We start from the raw sequence: 12,541 nt of genomic DNA on the forward strand, positions 1-12,541 counted from the left end.
ATTGTTTGGGGCGCACAAACAGTGTTGGACACGGTTGCCCGTTTATCCGACGGGCAACGGTCCTTAAAGTGCCTTCATCGTTGATGCAGGGGCGGCTTCGCCCCACTGACTGATGGAGGTGTTGGATGGCAAAGCGTAGCGTAGTTTTCCCGCCGGGGCGCCAGGCGCTGTACGAGCGCAACCGCTATTCGCCGGCGCTGCGCTCGAACGGTTTCCTGTTCGTGTCCGGGCAGGTCGGCAGCCGCGAGGACGGCTCGCCCGAGCCGGAGCTGGGCGCGCAGGTCCGGCGCGCGTTCGAGAACCTGAATGCGGTGTTGCGTGCGGCCGGTTGCACGTTCGACGACGTCGTCGACGTGACGGTCTTCCTCGTCGACCCGGAATCGACGTTCGAGCGGATTTGGGAGATCGTCCCCGAGTACTGGGGCGACGCGCCGCATCCGACGCTGACCGCCGTCGGCGTGACGTGGCTGTACGGTTTCCAGTTCGAGATCAAGGCGATCGCACGGTTGCCGGAGCCGGTCGACGGTTGAACCGGCACGGGCACGCGCGGCGCGCGCCGGAGCCGCTCACGGCGCGACGAGCGGTTCCGCTTCATATGCGCGATGCAGCAACGCGGCGAACGACGGCGAATCGGGCAGCGTCGCCGTGCCGAACCGGCGCACGGCGATGCCGGGCGTCCACGAATTCATCACGACGGCGCCGGCCATCGCAGGCAGGTCGGCCGGCGTCAGCTCGTGATCGTGCTGCGCGACGCCGAGACGCGCCAGTTGCCGGCGCACGATCCGCATCGTGACGCCGCCGAGCATGTCGGCCACCGGCCACACGACCGTGTCTCCGGTCCGGAACGCCAGATTCCAGATCGTTCCCTCGCTGATGCGCCCATGACGATCGGTGAACGCCGCATCGTCGAAGCCCTGCGCGACTGCACGGCGCAGGAAGTGCGTCTTCGCGACTTCGCCGACGTGCTTGATGTCGGGCAGCACGCGCTCGTATTCGAACAGTGCGAGATCGAGCGGGCCGGCCGGCCCCGACGTCGGTGCAGCGGTGCGGACCAGCACGTCGAGCGCTTCGTCGTCGCGCGCCGCGACGAATTCTCCCGTCGTCGAATGCACGGTCGCCGTCAGCGACAGCGCCGAAGGCGCGTGCTCGAGCGCCGCACGCAGGAGCGTGCGAATCCGGTCGTCGGGCAGCGTGCGCCCGAACAGCGTGTTCGATGCGTCGCGCAGTCGCGCGAGGTGCAGGTCGAGGCCGCGTGCGCGGCCGTCACGCACCTGCATCGCGGTGAAATGCGCATGGCCCGCGAATGCCAGCGCGGCGAGTGTTTCCTGCGTGGCGGGCGCGCCGTTGAGCTGGGCGACGGACGGGAACGGGGCAACGGTCATCGGCGAATCTCCGGGTTCGATCGCGAGCGGGGGGCGGCTCGCAGGATCTTCAAGAAAGCCTATTGTTTGCCGATTGATGGCGTCATGAAAAACGAGTAGTTTTGGCACGGTCATCAAATTTTTCTTGAAGATCGATGGAACGCATGTGGCCTGGTACGCGCGCGCTGAGGACGTTCGATGCGGCGGCGCGTCACCTGAATTTTTCGCGGGCGGCCGACGAGGTCGGGCTGACGCCCGCGGCAGTCAGTCACCAGATCAAGGAAATCGAGGCGCAACTCGGCATCGCGCTGTTCGTCCGCACGAGCCGCAGCATCCGGCTCACGCCGGCGGGCGTCGTGCTGGCTGCGGCGGCGGCCGATGCGCTGGCCGGCCTGCAACGCGCGACCGCACGGGCGCGCCGCGTCACGCGAGCGCAGACGGAGCTGCGCGTGTCGGTCGGCGCGCGCTTCGCGACGCACTGGCTGCTGCCGCGCCTGCCGCGCTTCAGGGCCGCACATCCGGCGTTCGAGCTGACATTCGACATTACCGACCGGCTGCGCGATTTCGATGACGACGACGTGGACGTCGCGATCCGCTTCGGCGCCGGGCGTTATCGCGACGCATGCGCGCAGCGCCTGTTCGGCACGTCGGTCGTCGCGGTCGGCAGCCCGGCGCTGCTGTCGGCCGGGCCGCCGTTGCGCGGGCCGCGCGACTTGCTGCGCCACACGCTTTGTCACGTGGACTGCGAAGTCGACGGCGTGATCTGGCCGCGCTGGTCGGCGTGGATGGCCGCGGCCGGCGTCGACGGTTTCGACGACAGCCGGTGCGTCGCGTTTCCCGATTCTAGCCACGTGGTGCAGGCCGTGACGGACGGCGCGGCGGTCGGTCTCGCGGAGCCGTGCATGATCGCGCGCGATCTCGCGGACGGGCGCATCGTGCGGCTGTTCGACGTGAGCGTCGCGTTGTCGCCCGAGGTGGCGTATCACGTCGTGTATCCGGAGCATACGCAGGGCGACCCGCGCATCGTCGCGTTTCGCGGCTGGCTCGCGGACGAAGTCGCGATGATGCGTGCGTAACGGCGTCATCGCGCGTGCTATCGTGCGCGCATCGCCACCGCACGACGTCCGTTCCGGACGCCTTCCTCCGATGAGCCAACCTGAAAACGACCTCGCGGTCCTGTTGCGCACGATGCAGCCCGAGCTGCATCCGGGCGCGTTCGCGTTCGTATCGCTGCCGCCCGGCACCGACGTATCGTTATCCGAAGCGATCGCGACGTTCCGCGAAGCGGAAGGGCTGACGGTCGTGGTCGACGAGGAAACGGCTGCCCGCCACGGCTGGCCCGTGCTGTTCCGCGCCGCGTGGATCACGCTGACCGTGCATTCCGATCTCGCGGCCGTCGGCCTCACGGCGGCGTTCGCGCGGGCGTTGGGCGCGGCCGGCATCAGCTGCAACGTGATGGCCGCCGCGTACCACGATCACATCTTCGTGCCGTTCGACGACGGCCCGCGCGCGCTCGATGCGCTCGCCGCGCTTCAGCGCGATGCGATGCGCGGCTAGCGCACGAGCATTCCGGGCAGGCAAAAAAAACGGGCCCGTTACCGGGCCCGCGAACGGAAAGGATTGCGCCGGTAACCGGCGCACGGCGCCTTACTTGACCGCGCCACCCTCGAACCAGGCAGCGAGCTTGGTGCGCTCGTCGTCGGTCATGTGCGTGACGTTACCGATCGGCATCGCCTTCAGGCGCACGGCCTGTTCGTAGATACGCTGCGCGTTCTTCGACACTTCGTCCGGCGTGTCGAACATCACGCCTGCAGGCGCGCTGCCCATCAGCGTCGGCTTCGCCGAGTGGCACTCGACGCAGCGCTGTTGCAGGATCGGCATGATGTCGTTGATCACGATCTTCGGCGCGTTCGCAGCTTGCGCTTCCGGTGCGACCGGCTTCGGCATCGTCCACACCAGCGCGCCCGACAGCAGCGCGACGCCGCCGATCGGCAGATACCACAGCTGCTTGCCGCGGTGACGCATCACGAAGAACTGGCGGATCAGCGCGCCGGCCAGCATGATCAGCACGAGCACGACCCAGTTGAACTTGTTCGTGTACGTCATCGCGTAGTGGTTCGACAGCATCGCGAACACGACGGGCAGCGTGAAGTAGGTGTTGTGCACCGAGCGCTGCTTGCCGCGCTTGCCGTAGATCGGGTTCGGCTCTTCGCCCTTGAGCATCTTGTCGACCATCTTGCGCTGGCCGGGGATGATCACGAAGAACACGTTCGCCGACATGATCGTCGCGAGCATCGCGCCGACGATCAGGTAGGCGGCACGGCCCGAGAAGATATGGCACGCGAGGTACGCCGCGACGACGACGTAAATGCCGACGCAAATACCGAGCACGCGGTCGTTGGTGCCGAGGATGCGGCACAGCGAGTCGTAGACGATCCAGCCGGCTGCGAGGAAGCCGAGCGCGGATGCGACGGCGACCACCGGGCCCATGTCGAGCACGCTCTTGTCGATCAGGTACGTGTTCGGCGCGAGCAGGTACAGCACGAAGAACAGCGAGAAGCCCGACAGCCAGGTCGTGTACGACGGCCACTTCGACCAGTGCAGGTCATCCGGCATTTCCGGCGGGGCGACCGTGTACTTCTGCATGTTGTAGAAACCGCCGCCGTGGACGTGCCACAGCTCGCCGAACACACCGCGCTTGCGCTGGTTCGGGTCGGTCGGCGGTTTCAGGCTGTTGTCGAGCGCGACGAAATAGAAGGACTCGCCGATCCACGCAATGGCGACGATGACGTGCAGCCATCGCAGCGCGAGGTTCAGCCAGTCGGTGATGAAGCCTTCCATGAAACTCCTCCAGACTCAGATCGTTTGTCTTTGATGTGGGCGCTGATACGTGTGTCAGCTGCCGCGATAGGTGCTGTACGACCACGGCGACACGAGCAGCGGCACGTGGTAGTGCGATGCGGTGTCGGCGATGCCGAAGCGCAGCACGACGCGGTCGACGAAACGGGGTTCGGGTACCTTCACGCCGAGCGACGCGAAGTAGTCGCCGGCATGGAACACGAGTTCGTATTCGCCGGCGGCGAGCGCGGCGCCTTCGAGCAGGGGTTCGTCGCAACGGCCGTCGCTATTGGTCAGTACGGTCTTGATCGCGCGGCGCGATTCGCCGTCCAGCGCGTAGAGGTCGACCTTGATTGCAGCGCCGGGACGACCGTGCGCCGTATCGAGTACGTGGGTAGTGAGCTTTCCCATTCGCAATTGTCCTTGTGTGAATGCGAGGTTCGGCGGCGACTCGATCCATTGACTGTGCGGCGGATCGAGGCTCCACGTCACGTGGCTACATACCCGTCGGCGAAGTTGAAGCGAGCGCCGTGCAGGCATTGTAAAAAGGTTCCCCGCGCAAATACGGGCGCGATATCAAAGATAATGCGCCGCGCATGAGCGGCTGTCGACGGCACGCCGGATACGGGTTCCAGCGTGCATTTCCGGCCTCTGGCGCGGCCTCGCGCGGCGTACCATATCGGAACCGTGAAGCGCGGTATTCCGGATCGCGCATTGTGTGCCGCGCGCGCTTGGGCGATCCTCCCGCCGTGCGCGTCGGCCTGTGGCCCGCGCGTACCCCGAAGACGGCGAGCACGCCGGGTAACCGGGCCAGGGCGTTCGAACGGACGCAGGCACCGGGGCGTGCCGCGAATCAGCGTTCGAACGGCTTTGTGACCCCTCCAGGAGTGACTCCTGGGGGCAGACCGACGCGGAGAACGCATGAACCTCGAGCAGCACGCTGGCGCACGCGCGCCGAACGCATCCCCATCCCGCCCGAAAACCCTGCTGGTCAAGCACGCCGACGTGCTCGTGACCATGGACGACACGCGCCGCGAATTGCGCGACGCGGGGCTCTACATCGAAGACAACCGGATCGTCGCGGTCGGCCCGACCGCCGAGCTGCCCGACACGGCCGACGAAGTGCTCGACCTGCGCGGCCACCTCGTGATCCCGGGGCTGGTGAACACGCACCACCACATGTACCAGAGCCTCACGCGCGCGGTGCCGGCCGCGCAGAACGCCGAGCTGTTCGGCTGGCTCACGAACCTGTACCGGATCTGGGCGCACCTGACGCCCGAGATGATCGAGGTGTCGACGCTGACCGCGATGGCCGAGCTGCTGCAGTCGGGCTGCACGACGTCGAGCGATCACCTGTACATCTACCCGAACGGCAGCCGGCTCGACGACAGCATCGGCGCCGCCCAGCGGATCGGCATGCGCTTTCACGCGAGCCGCGGCGCAATGAGCGTCGGCCAGCGCGACGGCGGGCTGCCGCCCGATTCGGTGGTCGAGCGCGAACCCGACATCCTGCGCGACGCGCAGCGCCTGATCGAGACCTATCACGACGAAGGCCGCTACGCGATGCTGCGCGTGGTCGTCGCGCCGTGCTCGCCGTTCTCGGTGAGCCGCGAACTGATGCGCGACGCGGCCGTGCTCGCGCGCGAGTACGGCGTGTCGCTGCATACGCACCTGGCGGAGAACGTCAACGACATCGCGTACAGCCGCGAGAAGTTCGGGATGACGCCCGCCGAATATGCGGAAGATCTCGGCTGGGTCGGCCACGACGTGTGGCATGCGCACTGCGTGCAGCTCGACGATGCGGGCATCGGCCTGTTCGCGCGCACCGGCACGGGCGTCGCGCACTGCCCGTGCTCGAACATGCGGCTCGCGTCGGGCATCGCGCCGATCAAGAAGATGCGTCTGGCGGGCGTGCCGGTCGGCCTCGGCGTTGACGGCTCGGCGTCGAACGACGGCGCGCAGATGGTCGCGGAAGTGCGGCAGGCGCTGCTGCTGCAGCGGGTCGGCTTCGGGCCCGATGCGATGACCGCGCGCGAAGCGCTCGAGATCGCGACGCTCGGCGGCGCGAAGGTGCTGAACCGCGACGATATCGGCGCGCTGAAGCCCGGCATGGCCGCGGACTTCGCCGCGTTCGACCTGCGCCAGCCGCTGTTCGCGGGCGCGCTGCACGATCCGGTGGCGGCGCTCGTGTTCTGTGCGCCGTCGCAGACGGCTTACACGGTGGTGAACGGGAAGGTGGTGGTGCGGGAAGGGCGGCTCGCGACGCTCGATCTGCCGCCCGTCATCGAGCGCCACAACGCGCTCGCGCACGCGCTCGTCGAGGCATCGCGCTGACGAAACGCTGACGTCGCGCGGCGGCCGCCCTGGTGGGCGTGCCGCCGTTGCCGCGCTGTAAAGGCGTGGGCGGCGCGGGCGGCGTGTGCCGTTACGGTTCGATCAGCGTGCGGGTGGCTTCGGCGACGAGGCTGCGCAGCCAGCGCACTTCGTCGGAGTAGTGGCAGCGCTCGTGCCACAGCTGGTAGTACTGCATCGGCGGGAAGTCGAGCGGCGCCGGCACGACCGACAGCGGCAGGAACTTCGCGTAGTGATCGGCGAACAGGCGCGTCGTCGTGAAGATCAGGTCGGACTTCACGAGCACGTACGGTGCGAGGTTGAAGTACGGCAGCGTGACGACCACGTGACGCTTGAGCCGTTCGCGCGCGAGATGCACGTCGATCGCGCCGCGCTGGCCGACCGAGTACGGCGTCGGCGCGAGATGCGGCGCGTTCAGGTACTGGTCGAGCGTGAGCCCGCCGCGCTTCGCGAACGGGTGCGTGTTGCTCATCAGGCAGACGATCTCGTCGACGAACAGGTTCGACAGGTGCAGTTGCTCGGGCGGTTCGGGCCAGTTGCCGACGACGATGTCGAGCTTGCCGTCTTCCAGTGCCAGCTCGTAGTCGAACGCGGGGCCGAGCGAATGGAACTCGAGCGTCGCGTTCGGCGCGGCCTGGCGGAAACGTTCGACGACGGTCGGCACGAACAGCACGTTCAGGTAATCGGGGCAGCCGATCCGGTAGCAGCGGATCGACGTGGCCGGGTCGAAGTTGTGCTGCTGGAACTTGATGCGCTCGATTTCACGCAGTGCGTTCTGCACGGGCTCGAGCAGGCGCAGCCCGTATTCGGTCGGCACCATGCCGGACTTGCCGCGCACGAGCAGCGGATCGCCGGTGATGTCGCGCAGGCGCCGCAGCGCGGCGCTGATCGCCGGTTGCGACTGGTTCAGTTTGACGGCCGCGCGCGTGACGCTGCGCTCCATCAACAGGGTGTGCAAGACGCGCAAGAGGTACGTGTCGATCGCCTCGCGTTGCTGACTCATGATATCTCCGTTTTATATGTCTGGGCTGATCGAGGGGCAGGGGGGATATATGGTTTTTAATATGAAGCCGGGCCAGCGTCAAGAGATGGATACCCGCAGACACCCGCCGGTCGGGCCTTCACAAGGGGCCTGAACGGGGCGGAATGCGGGCGCGCGACGCCGCGTGGATGCGCGTTGCGCGCATCCGGGGCGCCGTGCGGCGCGTGATGCCGTATGTACGTCAGTCGTCGATGCGCATGCCGACCTTCAGCGTGACCTGCCAGTGAACGACCTGGTCGCCTTCGATGTGGCCGCGCGTTTCGGTCACCTGAAACCAGTGCAGGTTGTGCAGCGTTTTGCCGGCTTTGGAGATCGCGTTGCGGATGGCGTCGTCGCTCGACTGCCGCGACGAACCGGTCAGTTCGATCATCTTGTACACGTGGTCGCTCATGATGCGCTCCCTGGAATGTCCGTATGGTTCGCCGGTGCAAGCCACGGTCCCGAAGCGGCGCCGTGCGTGCCCGGCTTCTTGAGTGATAGGTATGATGGGCGGCAAGTGCAACCCATATCGGAGACGAGGAAGATCGTGGAAGTCGGATTTTGCGGACCGGGATTGATGGGCGCGCCGATGATTCGGCATTTGCTGGCGGCCGGGCATCGGGTCAGCGTGTGGAATCGCTCGCGCGACAAGGCCGAGGCGCTCGTGAAGGACGGCGCGCAGGTGGTCGGCACGCCGCGCGAGCTGGCGGAGCGGGTCGACACGGTATTCGTGTGCGTGCTCGATGGCCGTGCGGTCGGCGACGTCGTGTTCGGCGAGCACGGGCTGCTTTCCGGCGACGCGGCTGCGCGTCGTTTGCAGCGCATCGTCGATCATTCGAGCATTCCGCCTGCGGCGACGCGCGACTACGCGGCGCGCGCGGCCGCGTTCGGCGTGGGCTGGGTCGATGCGCCGGTGTCGGGCGGCGTGCCGGGCGCGCAGGCCGGCACGCTCGCGGTGATGGCCGGCGGCCGAGCGGCCGATCTCGACGCGGTGCGGCCGCTGATCGATACCTATGCGTCGCGCATCACGCACATGGGCGACGCAGGTGCGGGCCAGACGGCGAAGCTGTGCAACCAGGCGATCGTTACCGCGACGGTGACTGCGATCGCCGAGGCGGTCGGGCTTGCGCAGGCGAGCGGCATCGACGCCGCGCGGCTGGCCGAGGCGCTCGCCGGCGGCTGGGCCGATTCGGTGCTGCTGCAGACGTTCGTGCCGCGCATGACGTCGGGCGGTCACGCGCCGATCGGCGCGCTCAGTACGTTCCAGAAGGATGTCGATGCGATCGCCGACGCCGCGCGCGACACCGGCGCGGTGATGCCGGTTTCGGCCACCGTGCAGCAGGTGCTGCGGCTCGGCGCGGCGCAAGGGCTGGCCGGCGCCGATTTCGCCGCATTCATCGACATCGTTCGGCCCGGTAACGGGCGTCAGCGGGCGACGTGACGGGTACGCGAGGCGCGTGAATGGCAGATGGGCCGCCCGGAGGCGGCCCATCGAAGTGCTGTCGGTTCAGCCGAGGGAGCGTGGTGTCGTGTCGCCGGCGTTCTGGCGACCGAGCCCGCCGCGCAGGCTCGCTTTCGTACCTGCACCAAACTCGGGCAGGATGCGCGCGCGCGCACGACTCGCGAATACCAGGAAGCCGAAGCCGTTCGCCTCGTACCAGTACCCGCCGTTTTCGAGGCCGTCCAGCGGCTGCTCGAGCGCGTTGGCGATCGATTCGATGCAGCGCTTGCGCAGCTCGGCGATGGCCGGATAGGGCGGCTGTGCGCCGCGCACGCTGCACAGGAGCACGTCGAGGCCGGGCAGCACATGCGCGTAGAGGACGGGTTCGTCCTGCGCACGGGCGCGGGCAATCTTGGTGTCGAGCTGGGCAAACGGTTTCGAGTGGCGCAAAACCGCAAGGAATGACTCCTGGCCATCCTGTTGGGCACGCCGACGTTTTTTCGGGAAGGACATAAACACTCGCCTCAAAAACAATTGCAAGAAATGCGGCACTTTCATGCGACCCACTCCCGGCTATGTACGCCGCATGTCGATCCTTTATAGCACACGAAAATGCTGCATTCGTGCAGTACGACGATCAATGTCTCCCGTCGACCTGCTCGCCATGATCGACACAGCCAGCGTCTTGGCGCCCGTACTGTCGTTTAGTCTCCATCATAGACCTGCTTTTCCCGCGCGTGCATTCGTGCGTCACAAAAAAGTGAGATAGGCCGCATGCGGCGGTGCATGGCGCGCGCAATAAAAAGGCCCGCACGGGGCGGGCCTGGCAGGCGGGGCGCTCGGCGATCAGCGCTGCTTGAGCGAATCGCGGATCTCGCGCAGCAGCACGGTGTCTTCCGGCGTCGCGGCCGGCGCGGCTTCGTCCGGCTTGCGCAGCTTGTTGATGAATTTCACCATCAGGAAAATGATGAAGGCGAGGATCACGAAATTGATCGCCACCGTGATGAACGAGCCGTAACCGAATGCGGCGACGCCCGCGGCCTGCAGGTCCTTGAACGAATCGGGATTACCCTTGAACGTCGGGGGGATGGTGCCGAGCAGAACGAACTTGTTCGAGAAATCCAGACCGCCGGTCAGCACGCCGATGACCGGCATGATGAGGTCTTTCACGACCGAGTCGACGATCTTCGAGAACGCGCCGCCGATGATCACGCCGACGGCGAGATCCATCACGTTGCCCTTGACGGCGAACTCCTTGAATTCCTTGATTATGCTCATGAGCGGCTTTCTCCTGGTTGGGGCGAGGGGAGGCGTGCCGCGACGCGCAGGGATGCGAAGCGTCGAATGAGGGTCGGTGGCACGCCGATGGCCGCATGATAGCGAACGCTCCCCAAGCCGGTAGTCCATCTTGAAATGATTGACAAATCCGCGCGTCGGCGCGGCCGGTCATGCAGGGGAGCGTGGCGTGCATTGCAGCGCGCCGCGCGAGGCGTCGGCGCGCTGCGGGAGGTCAGGTGTTGTCGTCGGTCCAGCCGTCGTCGTTGCTGCCGAGATCGACGTTGCCGCTGCCGCCGTCGCTCCAGTTCGACGCGTCGCCGCGGCCGAGGTCGAAGCCCGGATCGGCATCCTGCCGGCGGCGATCGCCGTCGACGATCACGTCGCGTTCGACCACGCGCTCGCGGCCGCCCGACATCGCCTCGCCGAGCAGCACGCCGGTCAACAGCCCGCCCATCCCGCCGCCGAAACCGCCGCCGCCTTGCTGGATCACGACGGGCGGCTGCTGTTGCGGGTAAGGCTGCGGCGGATACGGCTGGCCTTGCGCGCCGGTCATGCGATCGGCTTCCTGCGCGTACACGGAGCCGCTGCCGTTCGCCGGCGGCGCGGGTTGCGCGGCCGGGTCGGGGCGGCCTTCGACGCGCGCCTTCACGCTTGCGTGACGCTGCTCGAGTTCGTCGACGCGATACGGCGGCACCGGATTCTTGCTGTTCGACAGTGCCTCGACGAGCGTGCGCGCGTCGGTCTCGATCGCATCGAGTTCGCCCGTGAGCGCCGCGGCGCCGGGCGCCGTCGACAGCTTCGCGTCGAGTTTCAGCGGGCGGATGTCGTTCAGCACGTCGGTCGCGCGCTTGAGCTGCGTGCGGCGCTCGTCGTCGGCACGGCCGTCGTCGGCCGTGCGTGCACGCCGCAGCGTCCAGCGCAGCACCAGCGCGATCACAGCGACGATCAGACCGAGGCCGATCCACATGCCGGTCGACGGACCGTGTTTTTCGGCCGGCGCGACGGCGGGCGCGAGCCCCGGCTGCAATGTGCCGGCCTGCGTGGCCGATGGTGCGTTACCGCTCACGCGCGCGGCGTCCGCGCGGATGCGCGACTCCGTCTGCGCGAAGCGCGACGCGTCGGTGAAGCGCAGTTGCGGATCGAGCGACTTCGCACGCTGCAGCTGCGTGAGCGCGTCGGACGCGCGGCCTTCGCGGTCCAGCACCTGCGCATAAAGATAGCGCGCGTGCGCGTTGTTCGGATGGGCGTCGATGACTTGCGACAGCTGCGTGTCGGCCTGTTGCCAGTTGCGCTGTGCGATCGACTGCTCGACCTGCTGCAGCGACGGTACCGCAAACGCGGCGGACGACAGCAACATCAGCGAGAGGCCGAGTGCGGCGAGGGATTTCTTCATGGTCGAACCGGGCGCAGGCGCCCGTCTCCTGACGATCGGTTCGCGCCGCGCGCCCGGGGCGGGCCGCGGCGCGGTGGCCGTTACTGCGCGGGCGTGTCGAGCTGTTTCTTCAGCGCGGCGAGGCGATCCTCGACCGACGGGCCCTTGTTCAGCGCGGCGAGCTTGTCGTCGAGCGCCTTGCCGCTCGACGTGTCGGCCGAATTCAGGCGTGCGTCCGAGCGCGCATTCTGCAGCGCGACCTTGTCCTCGAGCTTCTGGAAATCCTCGGACAGGTTCTTGCCGCCGATGCCGCCCAGCGCGCTTGCCGCGACATCCTTCGCCTGCGCGATTTCCTGCTTGGCCTGCAGGATGTTCGAGCGCGCATTCAGGTCGTTGCGGCGCTGGCGCATGTCGGCGATCTGCCCCTTCAGCTTGTCGACCGATGGTTCGAGCGTCGTCAGCTCGGCCGCGAGCGCATCGCGCTCGGCTTCCACGTTCGACTGCGCGGCCAGCGCCTCGCGCGCGAGCGCTTCGTCGCCGGACTGCAGCGCGCGCTTCGCGCCGTCCTCGTACTTCTTCACCTTGTCGTCGGCCGCATCGCGCTTGCTGCGCTGGGTCGCGACCTGTGCCTCGATCTCGATCAGCGAATTCTCGGCACGGCCGATGCTGTCGTCGAGCTCCCGCACGATCTGGCGTGCGTCGCGCGACGGATCCTGTACCGAATCGGCCGCATCGTTCAGCAGGCCTTTGATCGTGCGCGAAACAGAGTCGAAAAGCGACATGAAATCCTCCGTGGTTGAAAGGCGCCGCGTCACCGCGGCAATGCCCGTCGCGAGCCGGTTGCGACCCGCGTGAGCCGGCGGATATTACACCACCGG

Annotated in this window: 14 protein-coding genes; 5 read left to right on the forward strand and 9 right to left on the reverse strand. The window is 67.3% G+C overall.

Translation table 11 applies throughout. The features are described from left to right. Positions 1–125: 125 nt before the first annotated feature. The gene (locus BBJ41_RS02120) at positions 126–530 is read left to right on the forward strand and encodes a RidA family protein (RefSeq protein WP_069745115.1); all 405 of its coding nucleotides are present in this window, start codon (positions 126–128) and stop codon (positions 528–530) included. Positions 531–566: 36 nt separating this feature from the next. On the opposite strand, the gene BBJ41_RS02125 is transcribed toward BBJ41_RS02120, so the two are convergent. After that, positions 567–1,382, reverse strand: coding sequence for an aminotransferase class IV family protein (locus BBJ41_RS02125; protein ID WP_069745116.1), 816 nt, complete (start codon positions 1,380–1,382; stop codon positions 567–569). A gap of 134 nt (positions 1,383–1,516) precedes the next feature. Between BBJ41_RS02125 and BBJ41_RS02130 the strand changes: the two genes are divergently transcribed. Both BBJ41_RS02130 and BBJ41_RS02135 read left to right on the forward strand, forming a co-directional pair. After that, positions 1,517–2,437: a LysR substrate-binding domain-containing protein gene (locus BBJ41_RS02130; protein ID WP_069745117.1), complete on the forward strand. Its 921-nt coding sequence runs from the start codon at positions 1,517–1,519 to the stop codon at positions 2,435–2,437. A gap of 70 nt (positions 2,438–2,507) precedes the next feature. Further along, complete coding sequence (locus tag BBJ41_RS02135; protein WP_069745118.1) at positions 2,508–2,918, forward strand: ACT domain-containing protein; 411 nt, start codon at positions 2,508–2,510, stop codon at positions 2,916–2,918. Positions 2,919–3,008: 90 nt separating this feature from the next. Here BBJ41_RS02135 and BBJ41_RS02140 read toward each other — a convergent pair whose 3' ends face one another. Further along, positions 3,009–4,202, reverse strand: coding sequence for a urate hydroxylase PuuD (locus BBJ41_RS02140; protein ID WP_069745119.1), 1,194 nt, complete (start codon positions 4,200–4,202; stop codon positions 3,009–3,011). Positions 4,203–4,256: 54 nt separating this feature from the next. After that, the gene (gene uraH / locus BBJ41_RS02145; RefSeq protein ID WP_011657188.1) at positions 4,257–4,610 is read right to left on the reverse strand and encodes a hydroxyisourate hydrolase; all 354 of its coding nucleotides are present in this window, start codon (positions 4,608–4,610) and stop codon (positions 4,257–4,259) included. 510 nt (positions 4,611–5,120) lie between these two features. Here uraH and BBJ41_RS02150 point away from each other — a divergent pair. Next, positions 5,121–6,533 (forward strand): 8-oxoguanine deaminase, encoded by a 1,413-nt coding sequence (locus BBJ41_RS02150; protein ID WP_069745120.1) that lies wholly within the window; start codon positions 5,121–5,123, stop codon positions 6,531–6,533. Between the two features lie 91 nt (positions 6,534–6,624). Here BBJ41_RS02150 and BBJ41_RS02155 read toward each other — a convergent pair whose 3' ends face one another. Together BBJ41_RS02155 and BBJ41_RS02160 are read right to left on the reverse strand one after the other, a co-directional pair. Then, positions 6,625–7,554, reverse strand: coding sequence for a LysR substrate-binding domain-containing protein (locus BBJ41_RS02155; protein ID WP_006490213.1), 930 nt, complete (start codon positions 7,552–7,554; stop codon positions 6,625–6,627). A 220-nt stretch (positions 7,555–7,774) separates the two neighbouring features. Then, positions 7,775–7,984: a dodecin gene (locus BBJ41_RS02160; RefSeq protein ID WP_006493215.1), complete on the reverse strand. Its 210-nt coding sequence runs from the start codon at positions 7,982–7,984 to the stop codon at positions 7,775–7,777. A 135-nt stretch (positions 7,985–8,119) separates the two neighbouring features. Between BBJ41_RS02160 and BBJ41_RS02165 the strand changes: the two genes are divergently transcribed. Further along, on the forward strand, positions 8,120–9,013 hold the full coding sequence (locus tag BBJ41_RS02165; RefSeq protein WP_069745121.1) for an NAD(P)-dependent oxidoreductase: 894 nt from the start codon (positions 8,120–8,122) through the stop codon (positions 9,011–9,013). A gap of 66 nt (positions 9,014–9,079) precedes the next feature. On the opposite strand, the gene BBJ41_RS02170 is transcribed toward BBJ41_RS02165, so the two are convergent. From BBJ41_RS02170 to BBJ41_RS02185, 4 genes are all read right to left on the reverse strand, one after another. Continuing rightward, a complete protein-coding gene (locus tag BBJ41_RS02170) occupies positions 9,080–9,526 on the reverse strand; it encodes a hypothetical protein (protein ID WP_027784713.1) in 447 nt (148 codons plus the stop codon). Between the two features lie 333 nt (positions 9,527–9,859). Then, positions 9,860–10,291 carry a large conductance mechanosensitive channel protein MscL gene (gene mscL, locus BBJ41_RS02175; RefSeq protein ID WP_059233903.1) on the reverse strand — a complete coding sequence of 144 codons (432 nt, stop codon included), beginning with the start codon at positions 10,289–10,291 and terminating at the stop codon, positions 9,860–9,862. Between the two features lie 232 nt (positions 10,292–10,523). After that, a complete protein-coding gene (locus tag BBJ41_RS02180; RefSeq protein WP_069745122.1) occupies positions 10,524–11,684 on the reverse strand; it encodes a tetratricopeptide repeat protein in 1,161 nt (386 codons plus the stop codon). An 80-nt stretch (positions 11,685–11,764) separates the two neighbouring features. Beyond that, positions 11,765–12,445, reverse strand: coding sequence for a PspA/IM30 family protein (locus BBJ41_RS02185; RefSeq protein ID WP_069745123.1), 681 nt, complete (start codon positions 12,443–12,445; stop codon positions 11,765–11,767). Between the last annotated feature and the right edge of the window lie 96 nt (positions 12,446–12,541).

This window comes from Burkholderia stabilis (assembly GCF_001742165.1).
Taxonomy (GTDB): domain Bacteria; phylum Pseudomonadota; class Gammaproteobacteria; order Burkholderiales; family Burkholderiaceae; genus Burkholderia; species Burkholderia stabilis.